The organism is Streptomyces sp. NPDC102441, assembly GCF_044765585.1.
In the GTDB taxonomy this organism is placed as follows: domain Bacteria; phylum Actinomycetota; class Actinomycetes; order Streptomycetales; family Streptomycetaceae; genus Streptomyces.
On the sequence record NZ_JBIWKH010000009.1, the window covers coordinates 118,387 to 144,446 of the forward strand.

23 protein-coding genes are annotated in these 26,060 nt (G+C 71.3%); 8 read left to right on the plus strand and 15 right to left on the minus strand.

The genetic code is table 11. The annotated features are described in order from the left end of the window. Positions 1 to 3: 3 nt before the first annotated feature. Together ACIREO_RS21000 and ACIREO_RS21005 are read right to left on the minus strand one after the other, a co-directional pair. The gene (locus ACIREO_RS21000; protein WP_404112302.1) at positions 4 to 780 is read right to left on the minus strand and encodes a CoA-transferase subunit beta; all 777 of its coding nucleotides are present in this window, start codon (positions 778 to 780) and stop codon (positions 4 to 6) included. Positions 781 to 806: 26 nt separating this feature from the next. Next, positions 807 to 1,724 carry a CoA transferase subunit A gene (locus tag ACIREO_RS21005; RefSeq protein ID WP_404112885.1) on the minus strand — a complete coding sequence of 306 codons (918 nt, stop codon included), beginning with the start codon at positions 1,722 to 1,724 and terminating at the stop codon, positions 807 to 809. Between the two features lie 155 nt (positions 1,725 to 1,879). On the opposite strand from ACIREO_RS21005, the gene ACIREO_RS21010 reads away from it, so the two are divergent. Beyond that, positions 1,880 to 2,770 carry a LysR family transcriptional regulator gene (locus ACIREO_RS21010; RefSeq protein ID WP_404112304.1) on the plus strand — a complete coding sequence of 297 codons (891 nt, stop codon included), beginning with the start codon at positions 1,880 to 1,882 and terminating at the stop codon, positions 2,768 to 2,770. 6 nt (positions 2,771 to 2,776) lie between these two features. Here the strand turns inward: ACIREO_RS21010 and ACIREO_RS21015 are convergent, their stop codons facing one another. From ACIREO_RS21015 to ACIREO_RS21035, 5 genes are read right to left on the minus strand one after another with little or no spacing between them, the layout of a single operon-like run. Further along, positions 2,777 to 3,712, minus strand: a complete 936-nt coding sequence (locus tag ACIREO_RS21015) for an ROK family protein (RefSeq protein ID WP_404112307.1) — start codon at positions 3,710 to 3,712, stop codon at positions 2,777 to 2,779. Further along, positions 3,709 to 5,418: a dipeptide ABC transporter ATP-binding protein gene (locus ACIREO_RS21020; protein ID WP_404112310.1), complete on the minus strand. Its 1,710-nt coding sequence runs from the start codon at positions 5,416 to 5,418 to the stop codon at positions 3,709 to 3,711. Before ACIREO_RS21020 ends, ACIREO_RS21015 begins: the two co-directional genes overlap by 4 nt. Continuing rightward, on the minus strand, positions 5,415 to 6,314 hold the full coding sequence (locus tag ACIREO_RS21025; RefSeq protein ID WP_404112313.1) for an ABC transporter permease: 900 nt from the start codon (positions 6,312 to 6,314) through the stop codon (positions 5,415 to 5,417). Before ACIREO_RS21025 ends, ACIREO_RS21020 begins: the two co-directional genes overlap by 4 nt. Then, positions 6,311 to 7,270, minus strand: a complete 960-nt coding sequence (locus ACIREO_RS21030; RefSeq protein ID WP_404112316.1) for an ABC transporter permease — start codon at positions 7,268 to 7,270, stop codon at positions 6,311 to 6,313. Before ACIREO_RS21030 ends, ACIREO_RS21025 begins: the two co-directional genes overlap by 4 nt. Positions 7,271 to 7,320: 50 nt before the next feature. After that, positions 7,321 to 9,138: a peptide ABC transporter substrate-binding protein gene (locus ACIREO_RS21035; protein ID WP_404112319.1), complete on the minus strand. Its 1,818-nt coding sequence runs from the start codon at positions 9,136 to 9,138 to the stop codon at positions 7,321 to 7,323. A gap of 288 nt (positions 9,139 to 9,426) precedes the next feature. On the opposite strand from ACIREO_RS21035, the gene ACIREO_RS21040 reads away from it, so the two are divergent. From ACIREO_RS21040 to ACIREO_RS21065, 6 genes are all read left to right on the plus strand, one after another. Then, on the plus strand, positions 9,427 to 10,647 hold the full coding sequence (locus ACIREO_RS21040; protein ID WP_404112322.1) for an ROK family protein: 1,221 nt from the start codon (positions 9,427 to 9,429) through the stop codon (positions 10,645 to 10,647). A 22-nt stretch (positions 10,648 to 10,669) separates the two neighbouring features. Next, positions 10,670 to 12,190 carry a M81 family metallopeptidase gene (locus ACIREO_RS21045; RefSeq protein ID WP_404112325.1) on the plus strand — a complete coding sequence of 507 codons (1,521 nt, stop codon included), beginning with the start codon at positions 10,670 to 10,672 and terminating at the stop codon, positions 12,188 to 12,190. Further along, the gene (locus tag ACIREO_RS21050) at positions 12,187 to 12,957 is read left to right on the plus strand and encodes a copper homeostasis protein CutC (protein WP_404112328.1); all 771 of its coding nucleotides are present in this window, start codon (positions 12,187 to 12,189) and stop codon (positions 12,955 to 12,957) included. Before ACIREO_RS21045 ends, ACIREO_RS21050 begins: the two co-directional genes overlap by 4 nt. Positions 12,958 to 13,104: 147 nt before the next feature. Then, positions 13,105 to 14,331, plus strand: a complete 1,227-nt coding sequence (locus tag ACIREO_RS21055; RefSeq protein WP_404112331.1) for an acetyl-CoA C-acetyltransferase — start codon at positions 13,105 to 13,107, stop codon at positions 14,329 to 14,331. A 115-nt stretch (positions 14,332 to 14,446) separates the two neighbouring features. Then, positions 14,447 to 15,790, plus strand: a complete 1,344-nt coding sequence (locus ACIREO_RS21060; RefSeq protein ID WP_404112334.1) for an MFS transporter — start codon at positions 14,447 to 14,449, stop codon at positions 15,788 to 15,790. A gap of 42 nt (positions 15,791 to 15,832) precedes the next feature. Further along, positions 15,833 to 16,291, plus strand: coding sequence for a MaoC family dehydratase (locus ACIREO_RS21065; RefSeq protein WP_404112337.1), 459 nt, complete (start codon positions 15,833 to 15,835; stop codon positions 16,289 to 16,291). Positions 16,292 to 16,306: 15 nt separating this feature from the next. On the opposite strand, the gene ACIREO_RS21070 is transcribed toward ACIREO_RS21065, so the two are convergent. From ACIREO_RS21070 to ACIREO_RS21085, 4 genes are read right to left on the minus strand one after another with little or no spacing between them, the layout of a single operon-like run. Next, a complete protein-coding gene (locus ACIREO_RS21070) occupies positions 16,307 to 17,791 on the minus strand; it encodes a sialate:H+ symport family MFS transporter (RefSeq protein ID WP_404112340.1) in 1,485 nt (494 codons plus the stop codon). Positions 17,792 to 17,844: 53 nt separating this feature from the next. Further along, positions 17,845 to 18,525: an N-acetylmannosamine-6-phosphate 2-epimerase gene (locus ACIREO_RS21075; RefSeq protein WP_404112343.1), complete on the minus strand. Its 681-nt coding sequence runs from the start codon at positions 18,523 to 18,525 to the stop codon at positions 17,845 to 17,847. Next, entirely contained in the window at positions 18,522 to 19,463 is a 942-nt protein-coding gene (locus ACIREO_RS21080; RefSeq protein ID WP_404112346.1) for an ROK family protein, read from the minus strand. The genes ACIREO_RS21075 and ACIREO_RS21080 overlap by 4 nt, the downstream gene beginning before the upstream one ends. After that, positions 19,460 to 20,419, minus strand: coding sequence for a dihydrodipicolinate synthase family protein (locus tag ACIREO_RS21085; protein ID WP_404112349.1), 960 nt, complete (start codon positions 20,417 to 20,419; stop codon positions 19,460 to 19,462). The genes ACIREO_RS21080 and ACIREO_RS21085 overlap by 4 nt, the downstream gene beginning before the upstream one ends. 166 nt (positions 20,420 to 20,585) lie before the next feature. Here ACIREO_RS21085 and ACIREO_RS21090 point away from each other — a divergent pair, with 166 nt between their 5' ends. After that, positions 20,586 to 21,281 (plus strand): FadR/GntR family transcriptional regulator, encoded by a 696-nt coding sequence (locus ACIREO_RS21090; RefSeq protein WP_404112351.1) that lies wholly within the window; start codon positions 20,586 to 20,588, stop codon positions 21,279 to 21,281. Here ACIREO_RS21090 and ACIREO_RS21095 read toward each other — a convergent pair. The 4 genes from ACIREO_RS21095 to ACIREO_RS21110 all read right to left on the minus strand — a co-directional run bounded on the left by ACIREO_RS21095 (position 21,269) and on the right by ACIREO_RS21110 (position 25,955). Further along, positions 21,269 to 22,438: an FAD-dependent monooxygenase gene (locus tag ACIREO_RS21095; RefSeq protein ID WP_404112354.1), complete on the minus strand. Its 1,170-nt coding sequence runs from the start codon at positions 22,436 to 22,438 to the stop codon at positions 21,269 to 21,271. The two genes, ACIREO_RS21090 and ACIREO_RS21095, sit on opposite strands and share 13 nt — an antisense overlap. 109 nt (positions 22,439 to 22,547) lie before the next feature. Further along, on the minus strand, positions 22,548 to 23,987 hold the full coding sequence (locus tag ACIREO_RS21100) for an exo-alpha-sialidase (protein WP_404112357.1): 1,440 nt from the start codon (positions 23,985 to 23,987) through the stop codon (positions 22,548 to 22,550). 72 nt (positions 23,988 to 24,059) lie between these two features. After that, on the minus strand, positions 24,060 to 25,064 hold the full coding sequence (locus tag ACIREO_RS21105; RefSeq protein ID WP_404112360.1) for an acetylxylan esterase: 1,005 nt from the start codon (positions 25,062 to 25,064) through the stop codon (positions 24,060 to 24,062). A gap of 159 nt (positions 25,065 to 25,223) precedes the next feature. Further along, complete coding sequence (locus ACIREO_RS21110) at positions 25,224 to 25,955, minus strand: FadR/GntR family transcriptional regulator (RefSeq protein WP_404112363.1); 732 nt, start codon at positions 25,953 to 25,955, stop codon at positions 25,224 to 25,226. Positions 25,956 to 26,060 lie beyond the last annotated feature (105 nt).

A 26,060-nucleotide genomic window follows, 5' to 3' on the forward strand; every position in this document is an offset into this window, starting at 1 on the left:
CTGTCAGCGGAGGTAGACACGGCCGGGGTCGACATCCTCCCGCAGGAGGCGCAGTTCCGCCGCGGCCGGCGGGGGAACGGTCTCCACGGAGTCGGCGACCCGGAGGTCCCAGCCGGTGGTTTCCCGCACCTGATCCACCGTCACCCCGGGGTGCACGGCGACGAGTCGGAGCTCCTCCCCGACGCCGGCGCGGGCCAGGACGCCCAGTTCGGTGATCACCCGGGTGACTCCCGCGCCCAGCGGCCTGATGCCCTCGGCGAGCGCGCGGTCCGGGCCCGGGGTGGTGCAGAAGTCCAGGTTTGCGGTGAAGGAGCGCGGGTTGTGCCGTCGCATCACCACGAAGACCTCGTGGGAGTTGGCCATCACCTCGACGGCGCCGCCGGAACCGGGCAGCCGCACCGTGGGGCTCTCGTAGTCGCCGATGACGGAGGTGTTCAGGTTGCCCCACCGGTCGATCTGCGCGGCGCCGAGGAACCCCACGTCGATGTGCCCGCCCTGGAGCACGCAGCCGAACAGCGCGGGCATCGACAGCACGGCCTCCGCGCCCGAGATGAGCACGGCGTCGGCGATGGTCTCCGGCAGGTGCGAGGGGTGCGCCCCGCAGACCCCGGACTCGTACACGACCTCGATCCGCGGGGCGACCGTCAGACGGGCGAGTTCGGTGGCGAGTGTCGGCAGCCCGATGCCGGCGAACACCGTGCGCCGGGAGGCCAGTTCCCGGGAGGCGACGACGGAGAGCAGCTCGGAAGAGGTGACGGTCCCCGGTGCGGTGGCGGTCATGTTCGGTTCCTTCTCCTGCGGCGCGCTCACAGCCGCCGTCCGTAGTTCACCGGCTCGCTGAGCGCTTCGCCCACCGCGAGCCCCGCCCAGAAGTCCTCGCCCAGCTTGGCGACGTACCCGGCGTGGTCGGCCGTTCCGTACACCCACTCGTCCAGCCACGCCCGCAGCCGCGCCGGGTCCTTGCTGATGTGCGACCAGGCCCGGTAGAAGGCGTTGTCGCGGTCGTAGTAGCCCTGGGCGAAGGACGGGTGCGCGCCGCGCGGACAGACGACGACAGCGTCCACGGCGTGCGACGGGACGAGCGTGCGGTTGGGGTCCGAGCGGACCACCTCGTCCCCGACGACCTCCTCGACGACGACGATCGCCTTGTCCGCCGCGTACACCGCCTCGGCCTGGATGCCGGTCAGCCCCCAGATCTGGGTGTTGCCCCTGCGGTCGGCCCGCTGCGCGTGGATGATCGTCACGTCGGGGTTCACGGGCGGCACGACGTAGATCTGCTCCTGCTCCCCGTCCGGCCCGGGGTAGGGCGACGTCACCTTGCGCAGATCGCTGTTGACGGACGGCAGGTCGCTGCCGCCGTAGCTGCGCAGCGGATAGAAGGGCAGCCGCTGGGAGCCCGCGAGGTAGCGGCAGACCATCCCGTAGTGGCTGTACTCCTCGAAGGCGAGCGGCGCCGGGTCGGCGCGCTCGATCCTGCGCCGCAGCTCACCGAGTGAACCGGCGGAGGAGTTGCCCACGAAGGAGGAGACCAGCCGCGAGACACAGCCCGCCGCGATCATCTGGTCCACCACGATGTCCGCCGTCATCCGTACGACGGTGAGGTCCTTGCGGCCCTGGCGGATGATCTCGTGTCCGGCGGCCGTGGGGACGAGATGGGTGAACCCTTCGAGGCTGACGGTGGCCCCGTCGTGCACGAAGGCGGCCACGGCCTCCTTCATCGACATGACTTTGCCGGCCCCGTCGGCCGTATCCGTCCGCTCCACGGTGCTCCTCGGGCGAGTGCGTGCTGGTCGCCCTTACCGTGTCAGCGGCCATTGATTGCTGTCCAATACCAAATTAAGGTCGGATCAAGACCAATGGTTAATGAATGGAAGTCCCGATGGAACTGCGTCATCTGACCGCGTTCACCGCCGTCGCCGAGGAACTGCACTTCGGCCGCGCCGCCAAGCGGCTCCAGATGGCACAGCCCCCGCTCAGCCAGCAGATCCGGCAGCTGGAGAAGGAGCTCGGCGTCCAGCTCTTCGAGCGCAACACCCGTTCGGTGCGGCTGACCAGCGCGGGGGAGTCCTTCCTCGAACCGGTCCGGACGGTGCTCGACGACCTCGACATCGCGGTACGGGCCGCCAAGGCAGCCGGACGTGGCGAGTACGGCCGCGTCACGATCGGCTTCGCCGGGGCCTCCAGCCACGAGACGCTGCCCCTGCTGACCCGGGCGGTGCGGGCCGCCCACCCCGGGATCGAGCTGGCCATGAAGGGCCAGACCTACGCCAACGTGGCCCTGTCCCGCGTGGCCGACGGCTCCCTCGACCTGGGGTTCGTCCGGCTGCCGGTCACCCAGCCCGGAGTGGCCTACCGGGTGATCGACGAGGAGGAGCTGCTCTGCGCGCTGCCCTCCGACCATCCGCTGGCCCGCCTGGAGAGCATTCCGATCGGGATCCTCGCCGAGGAACCCTTCGTCTCCTTCCCGGCGAACGCGGGCTCCACGGTGCGCGACGCGATGGTCCAGGTCTGCGAGGCCACCGGCTTCAACCCCCGCGTGGTGCAGGAGGCCCCCGACTCGTACACGATCCTGGCCCTCGTCGCCGCGGGCGTCGGTGTCACGCTCACGGTCTCCTCCGTCCGCCACATCCAGCAGACGGGGCTGGTCTACCGGCCGCTCGCCGGTCCGCCCGTCCGGCGCCAGGCCGCGCTGGCCTGGCGCACGGACAACCCCTCGGCCGCGCTCCGCGCGGTGCTCGCGGTCGCGGAGGAGGCCCTGCCCACGCCGTAGGGCCCCTCAGACCGCGGACCTCGCCGCGAGTTCGTGCCGCGCCCGTGCCGCGGCGCCGACCGGTACGGCATCGGCACCCAGGGCGGCCCTGACCAGCCGGACAGGGCGACCGCTGACCGGCGGTTCGGCGGCCAGCGACGCCAGGACGAGGGGACTCAGCAGAGGCCAGGCGTGGCTGACCCCGCCGCCGATCACCACGGTGGTGATGTCCACGACGCCCGCCGTCATCACGATCGCCCGGGCGATACCGGCACCCGCGGCCTCGTACACCGCGAGGGCGTCCTGGTCCCCGTGGTCCGCCGCCCGCGCGACCTCGCGGGCGGTCAGCCGCCGGCCGGTGCGGTCCGCGTAACGGGCGCCGATGGAGCGGCCGGAGGCCAGGGTCTCCAGATGGCCCCGTCCGCCGCACGTGCAGAGCAGGTCACCGAAGCCGGGGATGTGCCCGATCTCGCCGGCCGCGCCGTGCGGTCCTGTGAACAGTGTGCCGCCGCTCCACAGTGCGCCACCGACCCCGGTGCCCAGGGTGATCCCGAGTACGTCCGGCTCGTCGCGCACGGCGCCGCCCGACACCTCCCCGCGGAGGAAGGCGTTGACGTCGTTGTCCAGGAAGGCCGGGACACCCAGGGCGTCCTCGACGGCCTCCGTCACCGCGAAGCCGGCCCAGTCGGTGAAGGAGTCGCTGGCCACCAGGATGTGGCCGGTACCGGAGTCGACGACGCCGGCGGCGCCTATCCCGCACCCGGCGAGCCGGCCGGGAGTGCGCTCCAGCAGGAGGGCGAGCGAGTCCAGGACCGCTCCGGTCATGGCCCGGCCGCCGTCAGCTGCCGGGGTCGGTACCTCGGCGCGCTTCAGGACGGTCAGGTCGTCGGCGCACAGGACCACCTGGGTGGTGGTGCCGCCGATGTCCGCTCCGGCGAAGAGCGTACGGTCGTACGAGTTCATTCCTGGGTCTCCGTCCGGCCGGCTGCGAGGGCGGCCAGGCGTTCGGCTCTGCGGCCGCGCTGGATCACCGGGTCGGGCACCGGCACGGCGGCCAGCAACCGGCGGGTGTAGTCGGTCTCCGGGTGCAGGAGGGTCGCTCCGGTGGGGCCCTGCTCCTGGATGCGGCCGTCACGCAACACCACGACGCGCTGCGCGAAGTGCTGTACGACGGCCAGGTCGTGGGAGACGAAGAGGCAGGCGAAGCCCAGCTCGTCCTGGAGCTCGGAGATCACTTCGAGCACCGCCCCTTGAACGCTCACGTCGAGCGCGCTGGTGGGCTCGTCGGCGACCAGCAGCCGGGGTTCCAGGACCAGCGCCCGGGCCAGGCTGACCCGCTGGCGCTGGCCGCCGGACAGCTCGCGGGGCGCGCGCCCCGCGAGTTCACGCGGCAGCCGGACCCGGTCGAGGATGGCGGCGACCATGCTCCGGCGGTCCTTGGCGGAGAGGCCGCGGCGGTGCACCCTGAGCGGCTCGGCGACGCACTCGCCGACCGTCATCCGGGCGTCCAGCGAGGCCACAGGGTCCTGGAGGACCACGCCGATGCCCGCTCTCAGCGCCCGGCGGGCCCGTGGCCGGGTGCGCCCCAGATCGGCGCCGAACAGCGAGACGGTGCCGGAACCCGGCGGGATCAGACCGAGCGCGACCCGGGCGGCGGTGGATTTGCCGGAGCCCGACTCGCCCACCAGGCCCAGGGTCTCTCCTGCGTGGACGGCGAGAGAGACCCCGTCCAGGGCCCGTACGGCGTTCTTCCCACGGCCGAACACCACGGATATGTCATGGAGACCGACCACCGGCTCGGTGTCCGGCTGACCGGCGGAGACCGGCGGAGCCGACCGGTCCGCCTCGGCCACGGACAGTCGTGGCACCGCGGCCAGCAGGCGCCTGGTGTAGTCGTGGGACGGGCGCAGGAGCACGTCCTCGACCGGTCCGGTCTCCACGATCTCGCCCTGGTACATCACTGCGACCCGGTCGGCGAAGTCAGCGACGACACCCATGTTGTGGGTGACCAGCAGGACGCCGGTGCCGGTCTCCGCGGCGAGCCGGCGCAGCAGGTCGAGGATCTCGGCCTGCACCGTGACGTCGAGCGCGGTGGTCGGCTCGTCGGCGATCAGCAGGACGGGATCGTTGGCGATGGCCATGGCGATGACCACGCGCTGGCGTTGTCCACCGGAGAGCTGGAAGGGGTAGGCGCCGGCCCGCTTCTCCGGCTCGGGTATGCCGACCTTGCGGAGGAGCCCGACGGCCTCGGCGGCGGCGTCCTTGGCGGACATCCTGCGGTGGTTGCGGATCACCTCGGCGATCTGCTTGCCGATCCGGGTCAGCGGGTCCAGTGCCGTGGCCGGCTCCTGGAACACCATGGAAGCGGTCCGGCCGCGCAGCGCCGCCAGGTCCGTCTCGTGGGCGCCGACCACCTGGGTGCCGGCGATGGTGGCGCTGCCGGTGGCCCGGGCGTTGCCGTCCAGCAGACCCATCGCGGCCAGCGCGATGGTGGACTTGCCGGAGCCCGACTCGCCGACCAGGGCGAGCGTCTCACCGGGCCCGACGCGCAGGGAGACACCCCGGACGGCCGGCACCTCCCCGGTCTCGGTGGTGAAGACGACGCCGAGGCCGTCGAGTTCGAGAATCGGCCCGGCCTGCGGGGCGGCGGGGCCCTGGGTGGCGGTCATCCGCGTCCCCTCACGTCGAATGCGTCGCGGAGTCCGTCCCCGATCGCGTTGAACGCCCACACCACCAGGATGATGGCCAGGCCGGGCGGGATGATGAGCCACCAGTAGCCGGAGTAGGCGGCGGTGAGACCGGCCGAGAGCATGCCGCCCCAGTCGGTGGCCGGCGGCTGGACGCCGAGGCCCAGATAGGAGACGTAGGCGACCAGCAGGATGGCGTCGGCGATCTGGAAGGTGGCCGCGACGATGATGGTCGAGACCGAGTTCGGCAGGATGTGCCGGGTGATCGCCCGGGAGTGTGTCCCGCCGATCGCCCGCAGGGTCAGGACGTAGTCGCGGTTCTTCAGGCTCAGCGTCTCCGCCCTGACCAGCCGGGACGGCACCAGCCAGGAGACGAAGCCCAGGATGACGATCAGCCCGGTCAGGTCCGGCGTGGTGATGGCCGAGACCACCAGCAGGATGAAGAGCGCCGGGATGGCGATTCCCGCGTCCACGATCCGCATCATGACCGCGTCGATCCAGCCGCCCGCGTAACCGGCGACGGCGCCCCACAGGGTGCCGATCACGGTGGCCAGGATGCCTGCGGCGAGGCCGACGACGAGCGACACCTTGCCGCCGTACATGAGCCGGCCCAGCTCGTCGTGGCCGACCGCGTCGGTGCCGAGCCAGTGCGAACCGCTGGGGGCGAGGTTGACCTGCTGGAGCAACGTGTGGGTCTGGTCCGTGGAGTACACCAGCGGACCGGCGAAGCAGAACAGGAGGACGACGACCACGACGCCGAGCCCGACCACGGCGAGCCGGTTGCGCAGGAAGCGCCGGAGGGCGAGCCGGGAACCGGACGCCGTGGAGGCCGTGGTGGCCGTGCCGGGCGCCTTGCCCGGCTGGATGACGGCGCTCATGCCCGGCCTGCCTTCACTCGGGGGTCGATGACGCGCTGGACGATGTCGGCGAGGAGCGTGCCGACCACCGTGGCGGCCGCGATGACCAGCACGCAGCCCAGCAGCACGGGGTAGTCGGAGGACTGTGCGGCGGTCCAGAAGAGCAGCCCCATACCCGGGTAGTTGAAGAGCTGCTCGACGACCAGGGCGCCACCGAACAGCACCGGCACGTAGTAGCCGAGCATGGCGACGACCGGCGTCAGGGAGTTTCGGAACACGTGGCGCCACAGGATGGAGCGGGAGCGGGAGCCGCCGGCCCGCGCCGTCCTGACGTAGTCCTCCGAGAGGTTCTCCAGGGTGGCCGCCCGCATGTAGCGGCTGAACACCGCGATCATCGAGGCGGCGCCGGCGATGACCGGCAGCACGAGTGCCTGCGGTTCGGAGAAGACCTGGGCGAGCGTGTCCCCTTGAGGGGCCTGGGAGGGGAACCACGGCACCGCCTGGCTGAACACCAGCACCAGGATCAGCCCGAGGAAGTACACGGGCGTGGAGTAGGCGATGAAGCTGAGCGTGGTGATGACGTAGTCGACCGGCTTGTTGCGCCGGACGGCCTGCCACATGCCCAGCGGGATGGCCAGCACGAGGCCGGCGACCGCCGACAGGGCGGTGAGGAGCAGGGTCTTGGCGAGCCGCTCGGTGATGAGCTGGGAGACCGGCTCATTGAGGGTGTACGAGGTTCCCAGGTCACCGTGGAGCAGCTGGTTCAGGTAGTAGAAGTACTGCACGGGAAGTGGCTTGTCGAGGCCCTGCTCGTGGTTGAAGGAGGCGATCTGCTGCGCCGTGGCCTGCGGGCCGAGGATCCCGCGAGCGGGGCCCCCGGGCAGGGCGTGCAGCAGACCGAAGACCACGATCGTCACGATGACGATCACCACGACGGCTTGGAGGGACCGCCTGATCAGGTACGAGGAAGTACTCATGTGCTTTCCGGTCGCTTCGGCTCAGTGGTACGCGTGGTCACCGGCCGGCGTCACTCGGTCGTCCACTTCCACATGGCGGGGTGGAAGTTGGCGAGGGAGTCCTGGGAGAAACCGCCCAGACCCTTCTTGACCACGGAGACCTGGTAGTCCGGCTCCGGCAGCCAGATGACCGGGAGGTCCTTCGCGAGGGCCGCGCTGTACTTCCGCATCGCCTCGTCCGAGGCGGAGGTGGTGGTCTCGGTGACCAGCTCGTCCACGGCGGAGTTGGAGTAACTGCCGAAGTTGGAGCCGCCGCCGGTGGCGAAGAGCGCGTCACCACTCGGGTAGGCCGGGAAGTACCAGCTGCCCGCGGAGCCGAAGAACGAGAGCTGCCACTTGCAGCCGGCATCGTCCGCCTTGCACTGGCCGGACTGCGAGAGGACCGAGTTGACCGGGGCGGTCTTGATGGTGAAGTCGATGCCGGTCCTGGCGAACGACGACTGCAGGGCGCTCATCATGTTGTCGGTCACGGTCGAACCGGACTGCGAGAGCACCTGCATCCGGAACTCGGTGCCCTTGTCCACACCCGCGCCGCACTGACTGTCGCCGGTGCCCGGGTCGGTGCACACCATGGTGCCGCTCTGCTCGGTCCAGCCGTGGCCGGTCAGCAGCTTCTTCGCCTTGGCGGTGGAGAAGGGGTACGGGTTGTTCTTCTGCTCCGAGGAGACGAAGGACGAGGTCTGGCCCTGCGGGACCGGGCCGTACGTCGAGACCGCGGTGCCGTTGAAGACGACCTTCGAGAGGGTGGTCTGGTCCACCGACATCTGGATCGCCTGGCGGGCGTAGAGCTGCTTGAACACCGCGCCCATGGCGGGGTTGTTGAAGTTGTACGGCATGTACGTGACGGCCCAGCCCGACCACGGCTTCACGGTGTAGCCCTTGGCGGTGAAGGACGCCTCCTGGCTGAGGTCGGTGGCGTTGATGTAGCCGTAGTCGACCGTGCCTGCCCGGAGCGCGTTCGCCTCGGCCTCCGTGGTGGTGAACGGCAGCAGGTTCACGGTCTTGATGTTGGCCTTGCCGCCACCGTCGTACTTGGCGTTGGCCACCAGCTGGACCTTGCCGGCCGTGGAGAACGACTTGATGGTGTACGGGCCACTGACCGTCTTCCAGAGCGGGTCGGTCGCGTAGCCGGAGATCTTCTTGGCGGCTTCGTTCAGGTACGTCCAGACCTTCTTGGCGCCCGCGGGGGTGTGGTCGAGGTCCGACACGGTGCCCGAGTCGCTGGTCTTGTCCCAGACGTGCTGCGGCATCGTCCGGATCATGCTCAACTCGTTGGCGAGCATCCACTGCTGGTTGTACGCCTGGTCGAAAGTGATGGTGAAGTGCGTGTCGTCGGCGATCTTCAGCGAGGTCCAGTTGTCCGGCGCCTTGCCGGGGCTGTAGCTGGCCCAGTCCGCCTTGTTGGCCTTGACCAGGTTGAACCAGAACTCCACGTCGCGGGAGGTGATCTGCTCGCCGTCGCTCCAGTGGCGGTCGCCGAGCGTGATCGCGACGCTCTTGCTGTCCTTCGAGAAGTCCGCGGCGGTGGCGAGCGAGTTGTCCTTGTTCCAGCCGACCTTGCCGGCGGAGCCGTCGTACGCGATCAGCGGCTCCCAGACGGACTGGGATATGGAGGCGTTGTTGGTGTTCAGGTGTGCGGCGGTGCCGACCGGGAGGATCCAGTTCGGCGTGAAGTTGGCCGGCAGGGCGTAGTTGATGGTGTCCGACGAGCCGGAGGCGGACGAGGAGGTGCCGCCGCCGGAACAGCCCGACAGCAGAACAGCCGCGGTGGCGGCGGCGCCCGCGACGAGGGCCCAGCGGCGTCTGTTCGCCTTGTGAGCAAGGATCATGATTCTCCTCAGAGTGAAAAGGGCCCGCATGCGTCCACGGGAGACCGGCGCTGCGCTCACGACAGCTAACGCCGGAGCTGCCGAAGAAACAAACAAGAATTAGTAAAAAGTAAGTTACTGCGAATCCGATGAAAGTCCTCACGCCCCGGTTTGCCCACTTGTTTGGGCGGATTTGGCGCAGTACGGCAGGATTTTGGATGGCGCACTTTCTTCGCGAAGCTGTTCCCCCGTGCCAAGCGCGGGCGTATTGTCTTCGCCAACCACACCGTTGCGGAAGTAACTTTGTACATGACTGGAATAAGTGCGTGGGACCGCAAGGCCACGAAAGGGACCTCGGCCGTCGCCGTGCGGGTCCTGGAACTCATCGCATCGGGTCAGGCATCTTCACGTGCCGAACTCGCCGAACTGCTCGGGGCCGCCGCATCGACCATCTCTCTCACCGTGGCCCAGCTGGTGGAGCGCGGGCTGATCGCCGAGGAGGGCACCCAGTCCTCCACCGGCGGGCGTCCCCGCAAAGTGCTGCGGCTCGGCAGCCGGGACGAGTTCGCCGTCGCCGCCGACCTCGGCGGCCGGCACGCCCGGATCGGCGTGGTGCTGCCCGGCGGAGGCCTGACCGACGTCTCGACCGTCCCGTTCCTGGTTGCCGACGGACCCGAGGCGGCTCTGTCCCGGCTGGCCGACACCCTGGAAGCGCTGGCCGAACAGCGCGGACGCGACCGCCTGCGCGGGGTCGGGCTCTCGCTGCCCGGACCCGTGGACATCGCGTCGGGATCGGTCGTCCTGCCGTCGCGGATGCCGGGCTGGAACCGCTTCCCGGTCACCGCCTGGCTGGAGGAACGCTTCGGCATCCCGGCGGCCGTGGACAACGACGCCAACTGCATGGCGGTCGGCGAGCACACCGTACGGCTCGACGGGCGCCGTCAGACGATCATGGTGAAGATCGGATCCGCGATCGGCGCCGGAGTGATCGTCGACGGACGTCTCTACCGGGGCGCGACCGGCGCTGCCGGGGACATCACCCACATCAGGATCGATGCCGGTGCCGACATCCCCTGCTCCTGCGGCAACACCGGCTGTCTGGAGACCGTGGCGTCGGGCGCCGCCCTGGTCCGCATCCTCAACGAGCGCGGGGCGGATGTGAGCAGCATCGAGGACGTGGCCCAACTGGCCATCGACGCGGATCCCCTGGCCACCCGCACGGTCCGCAGGGCCGGCGAGTACCTCGGCCAGGTGCTCGCCGCCAACGTCAACTTCTTCAATCCGGAAGCCGTCTACCTCGGCGGCATCCTCTCCACCCTTGAACCGTTCGTCGCCGCCGTGCGCAGCCGGCTCTACGAGAGCTGCCACCCGCTCGTCACCGAGCACCTCACCATCGAGCGGGCCAGCCTCGGCGCCGACGCCGGACTGGTCGGCGCCGGGCAGTTCGCCCTGCAGCGCGCCCTGGCCCACGCCCTGCACGAAGTGGGCGGCACCGGCCAGTTCGGCACCGCCCCGCCCCGTCACGTCTGATGCCCCACCCCTACGAGGAGCCATGTCGCAATCCCGTACCGCCTCCCGGCCGGTCATCGTCATAGCCGGACTCGGCATCGAGTCCTCCACCTTTTCCCCCGCCAGGACCCAGGCCGCCGCCTTCCACCCCTCGCGCGGCGCCGAGGTGATGGACCGGTACCCCTTCCTGGCCCCCGGTGAAGAACTGCGCGAGGCGGCCGACTGGCACGGCGCCCTGGTCGGCAAGTCGCTGCCGGGCGGCACCGTCACCGCCGCCGCCTGGGCCGAGCTGACCGGCGAGCTGATCGAACGGCTCGCCGCACTGCCCCGCCCGGACGGCCTCTGGTACGACATCCACGGCGCGATGACCGTGGAGGGCGTCGACGACGCCGAGGCGATCCTGCTGGAGCGCATCCGCGCCACCGTCGGCCCCGACGTCATCATCTCCACCTCGATGGACCTGCACGGCAACGTCTCCCGCGAACTCGTCCACCGCAGCGACCTGATCACCTGTTACCGGATGGCCCCTCACGAGGACCACATGGAGACCAAGGAACGGGCCGTCCGCAACCTGGTGGAGCTGCTGGCCTCCGGAGCGCCCCGCCCGGTCAAGGCGTGGGTGCCGGTGCCGGTGCTGCTGGCCGGCGAGCAGACCTCCACCCGGATCGAGCCGGCCAGGAGCGTGTACGCGGCCGTGGACGACGTCGAGGCCGTGGACGGCGTGATCGACGCCGCCATATGGGTCGGCTACGCCTGGGCCGACGAACCCCGCAACCGCGCCGCGGTGGTGGTCACCGGCACCGACGAGGCCGCCGTCTCGGCCGGTGCCGAGCGTCTGGCCCAGGGCTTCTGGAAGGCGCGCGACGACTTCGCCTTCGTCGCCCCGACCGGAACCTTCGACGGCATCCTGGACGAGGCCCTGGGGTCCGTCCGGCGCCCGTACTTCATCAGCGACACCGGGGACAACCCGACCGCCGGGGGCGCCGGCGACGTGACCTGGGGCCTGACCAGGCTGCTGGCCCGCCCCGAGTTCCAGAAGGACGACGGTCCGACCGTCATCTACGCCTCGGTGCCGGGACCGGCCGCCGTCGAGACCGCCGTCGCCGCCGGTGTCGGCGCCACCGTCACGGTCACCGCCGGTGCCGAGGTGGACGACCGCCACGCGGGCCCGGTCACCCTGACCGGCACGGTGCACGCCATCAGGCACGGCGACCGTGACGCCCGGACCGAGGCCGTGATCCGGGTCGGCAGCGTGTACGCGATCCTCACCGGGCTTCGCAAGCCGTACCACCACGAGCACGACTTCACCGACCTGGACCTCGACCCGCGAGGCGCCGACATCGTGATCGTGAAGATCGGCTATCTGGAGCCCGAGCTCTTCGACATGTCGGTCGGCTGGAAGATGGCGCTCACCCCCGGAGGCGTGGACCAGGACCTCGTACGCCTGGGCCACCACCGCATCCGCCGCCCGATGTTCCCGTTCGACCGTGAGATGGCCGCCCCGGATCTTCTCGCCCGTGTCATCCCCGCCTCCGACCGGCCGCTGACAGGCGAAGACGAGTGACCGAGCGTCCCGCCCTGGAGATCGCCGTCACCTCACCGGCCGGCGCCCGTGCGGCCCGGGAGAACGGCGCGGACCGGGTCGAGCTCTGCACCGCCCTGGAGCTGGGCGGCCTGACCCCCTCGGCCGCGCTGGTGGAGGCGGTCGCCGGGGAGGGGCTGCCGGTGCAGGTGCTGGTCAGGTGCCGGCCCGGCGATTTCGTCCATGACGCGCAGGAGATCGAGCTCATGGCCGCCGAGGTGCGGTCCGTCATCGCCTCCGGTGCCTCCGGCGTGGTGATCGGTGCGCTGACCGCCGACGGTGCCCTGGACACCGTGGCGGTCGCCCGGCTCGTCGAAGCGGCCCACACCCCGGGCCGCCCGGTGGACGTCACCCTGCACCGCGCCGTCGACCAGTCCGCCGACCCGGTGGCCACCGCCGCCCTGCTTCCCCGACTCGGCGTGACCCGGGTCCTCACCTCGGGCGGTGCTCCCGCAGCGGCCGACGGGCTGAGGGTCATCGCCGCGATGACCGCAGCCGTCCCCAAGGTGCAGGTGATGGCCGGCGGCGGCGTGCGCCCCGCCGACATCCCGGCCCTGATGTCGGCCGGCGTCGCCGCCGTTCACCTCTCCGCCAAGACCAGGGCGCCGCGCCGGCGCGGCGGCAGCTGGGTACCGCTCGGCGCCGGGGGAGTGTCGGCCGAGCAGGACACCCACTTCGTCACCGACCCCGACGTGGTGGCCGAGGCACGGCGGGCGGTGGAGGGGAGCCCTGCCGGGTCGTCTCCCTGATCCGGCCCGCCGACCCCGTCGAAAGGCCACGGCTGCCCGATTGAGACGCGTGGCGTCTTGAATGTGCGGAAACTCGATATTGGACCGACTCAGTGGTCCAGTGCGAAGGTCACCCCACACACCCGAGCCGCCGAAAGGTGTTCCGCCGTGCCCGACCAGACCGATGTCGTCATCTGTGAACCGTTGCGCACCCCCATCGGGCGTTTCGGCGGAGCCTTCGCCCAGCAGACGCCCGCCGCGCTCGCCGCACGCGTCATCGCCGAGGTCGTCGCCCGCACGGGCATCGACCCCGACCGGGTGGACGAGGTGATCCTCGGACACGCCTACCCCTCGTCCGACGCACCCGCCATCGGCCGGGTCGCCGCCCTGGACGCCGGACTCCCCGACACCGTCACCGGCGTCCAGACCGACCGGCGCTGCGGCTCCGGCCTCCAGGCCGTCCTCGACGCCGCCATGCAGATCCGGGCCGGGTTCAGCGATGTCGTGGTCGCGGGCGGAGTCGACGTCATGAGCGCCGCCCCCTACTACACGCACGACGGACGCTGGGGCATCAAGGGCCCCGGCCTCCAGCTCCACGACTCCCTGGCTCGCGGACGGGTCACCGCCGGCGGCGTCCACCACCCCGTTCCCGGCGGCATGATCGAGACCGCCGAGAACCTGCGCCGTGCCTACTCGATCAGCCGCGCCGACCAGGACGCCCTCGCCCTGCGCTCGCAGGCCCGCGCCGCCCGCGCCGCGCGGGAGGGGCGCTACGACGCGGAGACCGTCCCCGTGACCGTACGCACGCGGAAGGGCGAGACGGTCGTCACCGCGGACGAGCACCCCCGCCCCGAGACCACCGCCGGGCAACTCGCGTCGCTGCGCCCCATCATGGCCAAGTCCGACCCGGAGGCCACCGTCACCGCCGGCAACGCCAGCGGGCAGAACGACGCCGCAGCCGCCTGTCTCGTCACCAGCGCCGCCACCGCCGAACGGCTCGGGCTCACCCCGCTCGTCCGTCTGGTCTCCTTCGCCCGCGCGGGTGTCCCCGCCGCGACGATGGGCATCGGCCCCGTCCCGGCCACCCACACAGCACTCGGCCGCGCCGGACTCACCCTCGCCGACCTCGACCTGATCGAGATCAACGAGGCCTTCGCCGCCCAGGTCCTCGCCTGCACCCGGGAGCTGGGACTCGGCGAGAAGGACCATGAGCAGCGGATCAACGTCAACGGCTCGGGCGTCTCGCTCGGCCACCCGGTGGGCGCCACCGGCGCCCGCATCCTCGCCACGCTCAGCCGGGAGATGCACCGGAGCGGGGCGCGCTACGGGCTGGAGACCATGTGCATCGGCGGTGGCCAGGGCCTCGCCGCGGTCTTCGAACGCATCGCCGCCTGACACCCCCCCACCGTCCCCTCCTTCTTCTCCGTCCCCTCTCCACCACGCGATCCAGGGCGTCTCGGGCGACGCCGGGTCAGCCGTGCCCCCATCCGCTTGATTCACGGGAGCCACCATGAGTGCGAACACCGCAACCGCACGCGAGCGAACGAAGGCCGCCAACCGCGCGGGGTTCGGAGCCTTCATCGGCTCCACCATCGAGTGGTTCGACTTCTACATCTACGGAACCGCGGCAGCGCTCGTCTTCGACAAGGTGTTCTTCCCCGAACTCGAAGGCCCGATAGGCACCCTGGTCGCCTTCGCCACCTTCTGGGTCGGTTTCCTCGCCCGCCCCCTCGGCGGCATCATCTTCGGCCACTACGGCGACAAGCTCGGCCGTAAGAAGACGCTCGTCATCACCCTGCTGATGATGGGCGTCTCGACCACCGCGATCGGCCTGCTGCCCGGCTACGCCTCCATCGGCATCGCCGCCCCGATCCTGCTGGTCTGCATCCGCATGATCCAGGGCATCGGCCTCGGCGGTGAGTGGGGCGGCTCCGTCCTGATCGCCTCCGAACACGCCCCCAAGGGCAAGTCGGTGCTGTACGGGGCGTTCGCCCAGCAGGGCTCGCCCGTCGGCAACACCCTCTCGACGCTGAGCTTCCTCGCCATCAGCCAGCTGCCCGACGACGCCTTCGTCTCCTGGGGCTGGCGGGTGCCGTTCCTCGCCTCCGCCGCGCTCGTCATGGTCGGTCTGCTGGTACGCCTGAAGGTCACCGAGTCCCCGGCCATGGCCAAGCTCATCGAGAAGAAGGAAGTCGCCAAGCTCCCGCTGACCGAGGTCCTGCGCAGCCACCCCATGCTGATCGTCCTCGGCATCGGCGCCTGCACCATCGGCCTGTCGGCGACGTACTTCAAGTCGACGTTCGCCCTGTCCTGGGCCACCACGTCCCTCGACTTCGACCGCAGCTCGTTCCTGACGATCATCCTCGTCGCCAACGTCACCCAGATCATCGTCCAGCCCTTCGGTGCCCTCATCGCCACCCGGATGAAGAGCTGGTCCCGCGCGGTGACCGTGATGCTGCTTCCCGAGCTGATCCTGATGCCGGTGATGTTCGTCCTCATCAGCACCGGGAACTACGGCCTCGCGATGCTCGGTGTCGCCGTCGCCACGATCCCGCACTGCCTCTACTACGCGGCACTGGCCGGAATGCTCGCCAGCCGCTTCCCGGCCCATCTGCGCTACACCGGCATCTCGCTCTGCTACCAGCTCTGCGGCACCCTGCTCGGCGGTACGACCCCGATCATCGGCCAGTTCCTGCTCAACCGGACCGGCTCGATCACCGCGGTCATCGCCTACGCCGTCTTCCAGGTGGTGCTGACCCTGGGCTGCATGCTCCTGCTGCTCAAGCGCCCCAACCACGACGAGCAGGCCGCCGAGCCGGTCGCCGCGCCCCGCACCGCGCCCGCCACCGCCTGAGAGTTTGTCCACACCCCGTACGAGCAGAACGGAGCACCACCGATGCCCCTGACCGTGCACGGCATCCCGGAGATCCTCGCCCTCGGCGGGCGCGACCTCGGGCGCTCGGAGTGGAAGGAGGTCACCCAGGAGCTCATCGACGTCTACGCGTACGTCTCGGGGGACCACCAGTGGATCCACACCGACGTCGAACGCGCCGCCGCCGGCCCGTACGGGCGCACCATCGCCCACGGCTACATGGTGCTCAGCTGGGGTATCCCGATGTTCGCCGAGCTGCTCCGGGTCAGCGGCGTGGGACGCGCGCTCAACTACGGTGTCGACCGGGTCAGATATCCGGCACCCGTTCCGGTCGGCAGCCGCGTACGGCTGCACGCGTCCGTCGCCGGGGTGACGGAGGTCGCGCGGGGCGGGGCGCGGATGACCCGGGCCTTCACCTTCGAGCTCGAAGGGTCGCAGAAGCCGGCCTGTGTCGCGGAGTCGCTGACACACTTCTATCCGTAAGGGGAGAGGAAGAGCTCAGGACAGGTCCTGGCCCGCCGGTTCCTTCCGCTCGGCCCGGGCGGCCTCGGGAGGTGCGGCGAGATGGTCCCTCGGCGCGTCGGGGTCCGTCAGCCGGTTCAGCCTGGCCGGTACGTCGAAGCCGACCAGCAGCACCACGATCACCGTGCCCGCGAAGGTCAGCACCGCCAGGGCCTGTCCCAGATCCATCCCGGACGCCAGATGCGCCCCGAGCACCGGGGCGACGGCTCCGCCGAGCGCTCCCACGTTGTACGTGAAGCCCAGCGCGGCCCCGCGGCCGGCGGTCGGGAAGTGGCCGCCGATGTACCGCGGCAGCAGCCCGGAGATACCGAAGCTGGTGGCCTGGAGCAGGAACAGCAGACAGCCGAGGAGCAGCAGGTTGTCGTCCACCGCGAAGACCGGGTAGACGAACGCCAGCGAGGCCAGCAGCGTCACCGCGTACGCCTTCCTCGCCCCGATCCGGTCGCCCAGGAAGCCCGCCGCCCAGCAGCCCACCATGGTGCCGAAACCCGCGAAGTACAGGACGTCGGTGACCTGGTCGGTGCTGTAGCCCAGATCCGTCTTGAGATAGGTGGGCAGCAGCGCCTGGATGGGCCAGGAGTACAGGAACGCGAAGAACAGCGTCACGATCATCGAGACGTACAGCAGCCGGCCGCGCTTCCCGCCCAGCTGCACCGCGAACGCCACGAGGGCGAGACCCGCGACCACCGAGAGCACCGGCACCATGCCTTCGCCGGCCGGGGTGAAGACCATGAAGAGCGAGAGCGTGGCGGCCACGATCAGGACGGTGTTGGCCACGGCGAGCCGCGGGGTCCGGAACAGTGGCCGGAAGGGGTTGGGCCTGGCGCCCCGGTCCGCGACGTCCGCCGTCCACTCCTCCGCCTCCGGCAGAGCACGCCGCATCCACAGCGCGACGGCGATCGGTATCAGGCCCAGGTAGAACATCCAGCGCCAGCCGAGCGAGGGCACCACCCAGTTGTAGACCTGCGCGGCGAGGACCGAACCGACGGAGAAGCCGGATATCAGGAAGCCGCTGGCCCTGCTGCGCAGACGGGCCGGCCAGCTCTCCATGACGTACGTGGCGCTGGCGCTGTACTCCCCGGCCATGCCCATGCCGATGGCCAGCCGGGCGGCGAAGAGGCTGTGGTAGTTCCAGGCGAACCCGCAGGCGAAGGTGCCCAGCGAGTAGAGCAGGATGCTCAGGACCATGGAGAACTTGCGGCCGTACCGGTCGCCCAGGGCGCCCAGTACCGCGCCGCCCAGCCACCGCGTGATGAACGCACCGGAGATGAGGCTGGCGGCCTGGACCGTGCTCAGCCCGAACTCGTCACTGATCTCCGTGAGGACGAGCGTGATGAGGACGAAGTCGAAGCCGTCGAGGACGTAGCCGATCCAGGCGGCGAAGAAGGACTTCCACTGGGTACCGCTCACCTCGCGGTACCAGGGGAGCGTGGAGGAGGTTTTCTGCACGGTGCGCTCCATGGTGCGGGACGGCGTCTCGTGGCCGGGCGGCCGTCCCGCGTGGTGAGGGCCGCTCAGGGCCGGGCGAGGCCGGCGACGAAGCGGGACGTCAGGGCGGTGGGTGCGGTGATGGCCGTGCCGACCACGACGCTGTGAGCGCCGCGGGCGAGAGCCTCGGCGGCCTCCTCAGGGGTATTGATACGGCCTTCGGCGACGACCGGTACAGAGACCGCGGCCGAGAGAGATGTCACAAGGTCCAGGTCCGGGCCGGTCTGCTCCGGGGTCCCGGGCACGTAGCCGGAGAGGGTGGTGGAGACGAAGTCCGCTCCCTGCGCGGCGGCGGCGATCCCCTCGTCGAGCGTGGAGACGTCGGCCATGACGAGGGCGCCCGCCGCGTGCACGGCGGTGACCAGCTCGGCGAAGGTGGAGCCGTCGGGGCGCGGCCGGTCGGTGGCGTCGGCGGCGACGACCGCCGCACCGGCCTCGACGATCGCCAGGGCGTGCCGGACGGTCGGGGTGATGTAGACGCCGGTGTCGCCGTCCTTCCACAGACCGATGACCGGAAGGTCCACGGCGCCGGTGATCGCGGCGACGACCTCCGGCTCGTTGGCGCGGATCGCGGAGCCGCCGCCGGCCACGGCCGAGAGGGCGAGGCGTACGAGGGTGGCGGTCTCCCGCATCGGGTCGCCGGGCGGCGCCTGGCAGGAGACGATCAGCCGGCCCCGGAGGGTGTCGGCAAGGTCCTGTGCGGTCATCGGGGAGCTCCTGGGTGGTGGAGGGGAAGGGTGCTGGTCAGGGCCGCGGCGCCGCGTACGGCGGCGTCGTGGCCGAAGCGCGGGGGCTCGGGGGCGAGCCCGCGCAGCGGTGGCATCAGTTCGGCGGCGAAGGCGGCGGCCAGCGCGTCGCCGTGGAGCGCGCCGATCCGTGGGACCCCGCCGCCGACGACGACCCGGTCGGGGCCGAGCGCGTTGGCGAGGCCGCCGAGGACCCGTCCGGCGGCGGCCGCCCCGGTGGTGACCGCGCGTACGGCGGCGTCGTCACCCCGGGCCGCCCTGGCGGCCACCGTCTCGAGCCGGTCCACCGGGGCGCCGGTGAGCCGTCCGTAGTGGGCGGTGATGCCCGGTCCCGAGGCGATGGCCTCCAGGTGCCCGGTGGCGCCGCAGGTGCAGGGCAGTCCGGCCGCCTCCGCACTGGGGAGGTGGCCGAGGTGGCCGGCGATGCCCGAAGCGCCGTGCAGCATCCGCCCGTCGACGGCGAGTGCGCCGCCCACGCCGGTGCCGACGGCCGCGAACAGCAGCGAACCGCGTTCCGGCAGAGCGGCGAGCTCCGGGCCCGCGGTGGCGCGTACGTCGTTGTCGCAGGCCACCGGCAGGCCCGTACGGTCCGCGAGCCCGGCGCCCAGTGCGGTGCCCGCCCAGCCGCTGATCGAGTCGGTGGCGCTGGTGACCATGCCGCTGTGAGGGTCGACGACCCCGGCGGCGGCGATGCCGAGCACCGTGGCCAAGCGGCCCGGGTCCACCTCGGCGGCCGCCGCGGCGAGCGCGTCGAGCACCGCCGCCGCTCCGTCCCGGGCGGGGGTGGGCCGGGTGTGCCGGGCAAGCACCGTGCCGTCGGCGGCGAAGAGCGCTGCCGCGATCTTCGTACCGCCCAGGTCGAGGCCGATCACCATGGCCCCGGCCGCCCGCGCGCTCATCGGACCGGCGGCAGACCGGCGGCTCCGAGACGCTCCGCGATCAGCTCGACGGACTCGGCGGACAGCTGGATCTGAGGGAAGGCGGTGGCACCGTTGTCGATCACACCGAGCAGCCGGAGCGCGTGCTTGAAGGAGCCGAGCGCCGAGGAGCTGCGGCCCATGTCCTGCTCCGGGCCGACATCGACCATGGCGAACAGTTCGACGAGACGCTCCTGTTCCCGGCCGGCGAGCTCCCAGTCACCGGCGCGCGCGGCGTCGTACAGCCGGACGTAACCGGCCGGGTCCACGTTGCCGATGCCGGGCACGACACCGTCCGCACCGGCCAGCAGCGCCGCGTCCACGGTGAGTTCGGAACCCGTCAGCACACTGAAGTGCGGCACGGGGCCCTGCGCCCGGCCCTTGCGCCCGCCGAGCTCCACGATCAGCCGGCGCAGCCCGCCCTCGTCGCCGCTGCTGTCCTTGACGCCGGCCAGGGTGCCGTCCTCGGCCAGCTCACGCACCAGGGCGGCGGAGAGCTTGGACTGCACGGAGACCGGGAGGTCGTAGGCGAACAGCGGCAGGTCGACGGCCGCGCGCAGCCGGCGGAAGTGCCCGGCGATCTCCTTCGGGTGCGTACGGGTGTAGAAGGGCGCGGTCGCCACGAGGGCGTCCGCGCCGAGCTCCGCGGCGGTCCTGGCGTGCTCGACGACGCGGGCGGTCGTCGTGTCGATGACCCCGGCGAGTACCGGTACCCGGCCGGCGGCCGCGGTGACCACGGTCTTCAGAGCGGTGGCGCGCTGGCCGTCGGTCAGATAGGCGACCTCGCTCGTCGAGCCGAGGGCGAAGAGCCCGTGCACGCCGCCGTCGACGAGGTGGCCGACGAGCCGCGTGAGGGAGGCGGTGTCGACCTCTCCGCGGTCGTCGAGCGGGGTGCAGACCGGCGGTACGACGCCGTGCAGCGGTGCGGTCAAGGACATGGTGAAGGGCTCCAGCTCGTTCGGAACACTGGCCCGTCGCCCGGAAGGAGGAGACGAGGCCGCGACGTGAGACGTAAGATGTCCTATGTCTGGACTCACCTTAAACAGACGCACCGGCGACCGGTCAAGAGGTACCGGCAGCCCGCGACACATCAGGAGGACCGTTGTGGCCCGCCCCACCATGGCTCAGGACATCGAGCGAAGGATCAAGGAACTGATCCTCGAACGCAGGCTCGGGCCGGGCGACCCGCTGCCCACGGAGACCGAGCTGATGGAGCTGTTCACGGCCGGACGCGTCTCGGTGCGCGAGGCGCTCAAGGCGCTCCAGGCCGTGAACGTCGTCGAGATCCGGCGCGGCTTCGGGACCTTCGTCGGCTCCCTCTCCCTGTCGCCCTTCGCCGAGGGACTGGCCTTCCGGGCCGCCGTCCGGCACGGACAGGACGAGCCGGGCCTGCTGGAGCTGATGAAGGTGCGCGAGGCGCTGGAGACCGGGCTGGTCGGCACGGTGACCGCCGGCGTCCCGGCGGAGGACCTGGCCGTGCTGCGGGCCCTCGTCGCCACGATGGAGTCCGAGGCGGACCGGGACGGCCGGGTCGCCCGGGCCACCGACCGCGCCTTCCATCTCGCGCTCTACGCCTCCCTCGACAACCATCTGCTCAGCGAGGTGCTGGATGCCTTCTGGGCGGCCATGGACCGGGTGCGCGAGGACATGGACGACGGCCACCAGGACCCGGCCGTCACCTGCGCCCAGCACCACGAGATCGTCGAGGCGGTCGCGGCGGCCGACGGGGTGCGCGCGGTCCGCGCCATGCGCACCCACTTCGACGGCATCCGGGGCCGCCTGGAACCTCAGTCCGCGTAGAGATAGCTGCTCGTGCCCGCGAGGGTGGCGCGGCACCACGCCTCCACCGCGCCCTGGTCCATCGCGGTCCAGTCCGGGGCCCGCTCCACCTGGGCGCGGCCCAGCCGGCGGCCCAGGTCCACCAGCCGCGCGCCCTCCGGGGTGCGCTCGCGGGCGTAGTGCCGCAGTGCTCCGGCCGCCGAGGCCGACGCCCGCAGAGCCTCCTCCAGGCAGAGCGCGTCCTGCAGCGCCTTGACCGCCCCGCTCGCCGTGTGCGGACGGGTCACCCCCGCCGCGTCGCCCGCGAGCAGGAACGGCGGGTCCGCCGCGAGGGGCGCGTGCAGGTCGGCGACGGGGTGGCAGGTCATCGCGGTGTGCTCGCCGTGGGCCACGATCTCGGCCCACTCCTGGGGGAAGTACTCCTCGGCCAGCTGCCGTACGTATCCGGCCTCGCCCCGCGAACGGCCGGGCGGGGTCGCGTAGATCGCGTAGGCGAGCAGACGGTCGTCCGCTCCTCCGCCGCCCCGGGGGATGAGATAGAAGATGCCGTGCCCGCCGGGGAAACCGACCGTCACCCAGGCGTCGCGCAGCAGCTCCAGAGGCCGGCGGTGCTCCGCGAGCGCGCCCAGCGGGAGCGTGCCGCGCCACACCGCGTACCCGGCCGGGGAGGGACGCAGGCCCGGGGCCAGGACACGGCGGGTGAGCGACTCGTGCCCGTCGGCGCCCACGACGATGTCGTAGGTCTCCTCGCTCTCTGCGGTACGGACGACGGCGCCACCCGAGGCGGTCCGCTCGACAGCGGTGACGGGACGCCCGCGGTGATGGCGTGCGCCGCTGGAGGCTGTGCGTAACGCCTGCCACAGCAGACCCCAGTTGCAGGGGGTGACCGGGCTGGGCTGCCGGGCGAACTCGCGTGCCGAGCGTCCGTCCGGCGCCCGGGTCAGCCAGACGCGGGCCGCCACGGGCGCGGTCGGCATGGCGGCGTCCAGATAGCCCGTGGCGACCAGCCGTTCGTGCAGGGCGGGCGGGATGACGATCCCGAGTCCCCGGTCCTGGAGCGCGCCCGCGCTCCGCTCGTACACGGTGACGTCCGCGCCCGCCCTGAGGCCCGCGACCGCCATCGCGCACCCGGCGATGCTGCCACCGACCACGCCCATCCGTAAGCCCGTCGCCGCCATGCCGCCGCCTCTCCGTCCGTCGGCCCGGGATCCCCGGGAGGTGTCGTTCCCCATCGTCGCAGCCGGCCGGATGCGGACGGGGGAACAACACCACCACCGGGACGGGGTGTTACGGAGTGACGGTCACCGTCCGGCTCCCCGAGGCCTGCTTGCCGTCGGCCTTGTAGGTCACGGTGAGCTTCGCGTCACCGGACGCGCCCGCCGGGATCGTGACCGGGACCTTGATGTTCGCGCCCTCACCGGGCTTCGTCGCCGGGAACGCGACCTGCGACGTCGTCCAGCCGCCGGGCACCGTCAGGTCGAGCGTTCCCGCGCCGCGCGTCACGTCCATCCGGTTGACGACCCGGACCGTGACCTCCGTGGTGGTCCCCGCCTTCAGCGTGGCCGGCGGTGTGATGGTGATGTCGGCACAGGTGCCGCCGAGCCACTCCAGGTCGAAGGAGGAGTAGGTGATGGCCTCGACGCCGCCGCGCTCGTAGAGCAGCCCGAGCCGGCCGTCGGGCAGCCCGGTCAGTGTCGAGTACGCCGCGCTGCCGGGGTCGACGACCTTCCGGATCGGCCAGGACTTCCCGTTGTCGCAGGACATCTTCACGGTGAGGTTGCTCCGGGAGGAGGTGCTCTCCGTGTTGCTGAACAGCAGCCACGACGACTTCGGGTCGGACGCGGCGGCGTCCGGGGCGTAGCGGATGACCGAGCCGTTGTTCGCCGGGTCGGGCAGATTCGTGTCCTGCGTGAACGGCGTGTAGTTGACGCCGCCGTCGGTGGAGTAGGCGATCGTCCGGTAGGGCGCGGAACGGTTGTTGAGCATGATCCGGCCGTCGCTGAGCTCGACGGTCTTGTTCTCGTCCCCGCCCGGTCCGACCGGGTTGCCCGTCTTCCAGGTCGCGCCGTGGTCGTCGCTGTACGCGCTGACCGCGTAGTTGGCCCCGTTGTCGCGGATCGCGTACTGCTGGATCAGGCGTCCCTTGTACGCGCCGTTGCGCAGCTGGATGCCCTGGCCGGAGGCCGCGAACATGCCGCTCCAGGCCGGGTCCTTGATCTGGCCGGTGATCCGGCGGTGCGTCCAGGTCACCCCGTCGTCGTCGGAGTAGCTGTAGTCGGCCTGGAGGACATCCGGGTCGCTCTCGTCGTTGCCGGTGGCCGATCCGAGGAAGCCCTGGTTCACGGAGCTCGCGTAGAAGACGAAGATCCGGCCCGTGGTGGTGTCGGTGAGCAGGCTCGGGTCGCCGAATCCCTTGGGTGCGGCCTCCTTGCGGACGACCTGCTGGGTCCCCCAGGTGGTGCCGTTGTCGGTGCTGCGGCGCAGGACGACCCCGAGGTTGCCGGGCAGGTCGCCGAGTGTCGGGCGGGCGTCGTAGGCGGCCAGCAGCGTGCCCTTGGTGGAGGTGGTCAGCGCGGGGATCCGGTAGTACGGGGAACCGACGCCTGCGGTCGCGACGTCCTGGAAGGCCGGTTCGCCGGCGGCGGTGGGCGCGCCGTGGGCGGTGCCTGCCGCGGTGGCCACCATGACGGCGGCGGACAGCATGGCGACGGTGACTCTGCGCTGCATGAACGGTCTCTCTTCTCGTGAGGGGGAGAGCTGCGGAGATGGAGCGGAGCGCACGGGGTGAGGGGCGGCGCGTCAGGACCGGTCTGCCTGCCCGGCCGGCAGGCCGGCGAACAGGGAGCGCAACCAGGCCAGTTGCTCGGCCCGGTGGTACTCGGTGCCGCCCTCGTGCCCGTTGAACTCGTAGACGCGCACGTCCTTGGGGCCCGCGTAACGGTTGTAGGCCGTGAAGCAGGTGGAGGGCGGACAGATCTCGTCCATCATCGCGATGGAGAACAGCGCGGGTGCTGTCGCCCGGGTGGCGTGGTGGGCCGCGTCGAAGTACGACAGGGTGCGGAAGACCGGGGCGGTGCGGTCGCGGTAGAGCCGGAGGTAGGCGGCGATCTCGGTGTACGGCGGCACTCCCGCGATCCGCGCGCCCCGGGGGATGTTGCACAGGAACGGCACGTCCGGCATCACCCCGGCCAGCCCTGGCACGAGCCCGGCCACGGCCAGCGCGATGCCGCCGCCTTGGCTGAACCCGGTCGCCACGATGCGGGAGGGATCGACCTCGGGGTGCTCGCGCATTGCCTCCACGCAGCGCACCGCGTCGGTGAACACCCGCCGGTAGTAGTACGTCCCGGGGCTCTCGACGCCCCGGGTCAGGAAGCCCGGCACGGTCCCGGCGGCCCCGGCGTCGGTGTCCGCGGTGGCGCCGCCCGCCGCGGACCATCCCTGGCCCCGGGTGTCCATGATCAGGTGTGCGTAGCCGGCGCAGGCCCACATCAGCTGCTCGTGCGCGAGCCCACGGCCGCGTCCGTACCCGAGGAACTCGACGACGCAGCCGAGAGGTTCGGTGGCCCCCGTGGGCAGGTGCAGCCATCCGCGCACCGGACGGCCGCCGTACCCCGGAACGCTCACGTCGTACGTACGCACCTGGGTCAGCCCGCAGTCGATCTGCCGGTAGCGGGGCTTGCCCGGGGTGCCGTCATGAGGCGCCTCGCCCAGTGCGTCGGACCAGAAGACGTCGAAGTCGTCGGGCAGCGGAAGTTCCGGCCGGTAGGTGCGGCATTCCGCGAGCGGGAGATCGGCCGACGGCATGGCTGTGCCCTCCTGGGGGACGGGAAGCGACAGGACAGAAGACGTCAGATGTCCTGCCCGGCATCCGGACCCTAGGGAGCCTTGCGGCCGGGCGTCAAGGGTGCGGCGGTGCCGGGAGTCCCCGCCCCGGCGAGGGGGCGGGGGGTGTGGCGTCAGCGGTCAGAGCGCGTCCGCTCCGCGTGCCCTGGCCTCGGCGATCCGTCGCCGGACCGGCGCGTAATGCTCACCGAGGGCCTTCAGGAACGCGGTGATGTCGCCCTCCCGGGCGGCGTCCACGATGTTCTGGTGGGCGGTGATCGTCTCCGTCTCGTCAGCGTGCGTGAACCCGTCGAGGTGCGGCGCGACGATCGTGTAGACGTCCCAGAAGGCCATCGAGAGCTGGCCGATCAGGGCGTTGCCGAGAGGGGCCACGAGCAGGGCGTGGAAGGCCCGGTCCGCCGCGACGAAGCCGTGGCCGTCGCCCGCGCCGGTGGCGCGCATCGTCCCCACCAGGCCGTCCAGGGAGTCGAGCTGTTCGGTGCTGAGCGAGGAGATGATGCGGTCGGCCATGCCCCGCTCGAAGAGCTCGCGCACATCGACGAGGTCGGCCATCACCTGGAAGTCGTCGTCGGGGGAGAGCAGCCCGCGGAAGGTGAGGCTCTCCACCAGCGCGGACAGACTCAGCCGGCCGACGTACGTCCCGTGGCCGTGGCGCACCTCGACGATGTCGAGGGCGTCGAGGATCTTGACGGCCTCCCGGACGCTGGACCGGCTCGCGCCGAGCGCCTCGCAGAGGGCCGGCTCCGTCGGAAGCGGGTCCCCGGGGCGCAGCCGCTCGTCGAGGATGTAGCGCTTGATGCCCTCGACGACCTCCTGTCGCAACAGGGTGCGACCGGGTCGCGTGCCGGACATATGTGAACTCCCCACCTCTTGACCCCTCTCGATCGGCAAGCTACGTTCCCACGCTATCAAGGCATCAGACATCTGACGTCTGATGCTCGCTGGTTCTTCGGCTTG

What these genes read in the sequence shown, in the direction of transcription:
- ACIREO_RS21000 (WP_404112302.1), bottom strand. Translation starts at nt 780, where the DNA reads ATGACCGCCACCGCACCGGGGACCGTCACCTCTTCCGAGCTGCTCTCC.
- ACIREO_RS21005 (WP_404112885.1), bottom strand. Translation starts at nt 1,724, where the DNA reads ATGTCGATGAAGGAGGCCGTGGCCGCCTTCGTGCACGACGGGGCCACC.
- ACIREO_RS21010 (WP_404112304.1), top strand. Translation starts at nt 1,880, where the DNA reads ATGGAACTGCGTCATCTGACCGCGTTCACCGCCGTCGCCGAGGAACTG.
- ACIREO_RS21015 (WP_404112307.1), bottom strand. Translation starts at nt 3,712, where the DNA reads ATGAACTCGTACGACCGTACGCTCTTCGCCGGAGCGGACATCGGCGGC.
- ACIREO_RS21020 (WP_404112310.1), bottom strand. Translation starts at nt 5,418, where the DNA reads ATGACCGCCACCCAGGGCCCCGCCGCCCCGCAGGCCGGGCCGATTCTC.
- ACIREO_RS21025 (WP_404112313.1), bottom strand. Translation starts at nt 6,314, where the DNA reads ATGAGCGCCGTCATCCAGCCGGGCAAGGCGCCCGGCACGGCCACCACG.
- ACIREO_RS21030 (WP_404112316.1), bottom strand. Translation starts at nt 7,270, where the DNA reads ATGAGTACTTCCTCGTACCTGATCAGGCGGTCCCTCCAAGCCGTCGTG.
- ACIREO_RS21035 (WP_404112319.1), bottom strand. Translation starts at nt 9,138, where the DNA reads ATGATCCTTGCTCACAAGGCGAACAGACGCCGCTGGGCCCTCGTCGCG.
- ACIREO_RS21040 (WP_404112322.1), top strand. Translation starts at nt 9,427, where the DNA reads ATGACTGGAATAAGTGCGTGGGACCGCAAGGCCACGAAAGGGACCTCG.
- ACIREO_RS21045 (WP_404112325.1), top strand. Translation starts at nt 10,670, where the DNA reads ATGTCGCAATCCCGTACCGCCTCCCGGCCGGTCATCGTCATAGCCGGA.
- ACIREO_RS21060 (WP_404112334.1), top strand. Translation starts at nt 14,447, where the DNA reads ATGAGTGCGAACACCGCAACCGCACGCGAGCGAACGAAGGCCGCCAAC.
- ACIREO_RS21065 (WP_404112337.1), top strand. Translation starts at nt 15,833, where the DNA reads ATGCCCCTGACCGTGCACGGCATCCCGGAGATCCTCGCCCTCGGCGGG.
- ACIREO_RS21070 (WP_404112340.1), bottom strand. Translation starts at nt 17,791, where the DNA reads ATGGAGCGCACCGTGCAGAAAACCTCCTCCACGCTCCCCTGGTACCGC.
- ACIREO_RS21075 (WP_404112343.1), bottom strand. Translation starts at nt 18,525, where the DNA reads ATGACCGCACAGGACCTTGCCGACACCCTCCGGGGCCGGCTGATCGTC.
- ACIREO_RS21080 (WP_404112346.1), bottom strand. Translation starts at nt 19,463, where the DNA reads ATGAGCGCGCGGGCGGCCGGGGCCATGGTGATCGGCCTCGACCTGGGC.
- ACIREO_RS21085 (WP_404112349.1), bottom strand. Translation starts at nt 20,419, where the DNA reads ATGTCCTTGACCGCACCGCTGCACGGCGTCGTACCGCCGGTCTGCACC.
- ACIREO_RS21095 (WP_404112354.1), bottom strand. Translation starts at nt 22,438, where the DNA reads ATGGCGGCGACGGGCTTACGGATGGGCGTGGTCGGTGGCAGCATCGCC.
- ACIREO_RS21100 (WP_404112357.1), bottom strand. Translation starts at nt 23,987, where the DNA reads ATGCAGCGCAGAGTCACCGTCGCCATGCTGTCCGCCGCCGTCATGGTG.
- ACIREO_RS21105 (WP_404112360.1), bottom strand. Translation starts at nt 25,064, where the DNA reads ATGCCGTCGGCCGATCTCCCGCTCGCGGAATGCCGCACCTACCGGCCG.
- ACIREO_RS21110 (WP_404112363.1), bottom strand. Translation starts at nt 25,955, where the DNA reads ATGTCCGGCACGCGACCCGGTCGCACCCTGTTGCGACAGGAGGTCGTC.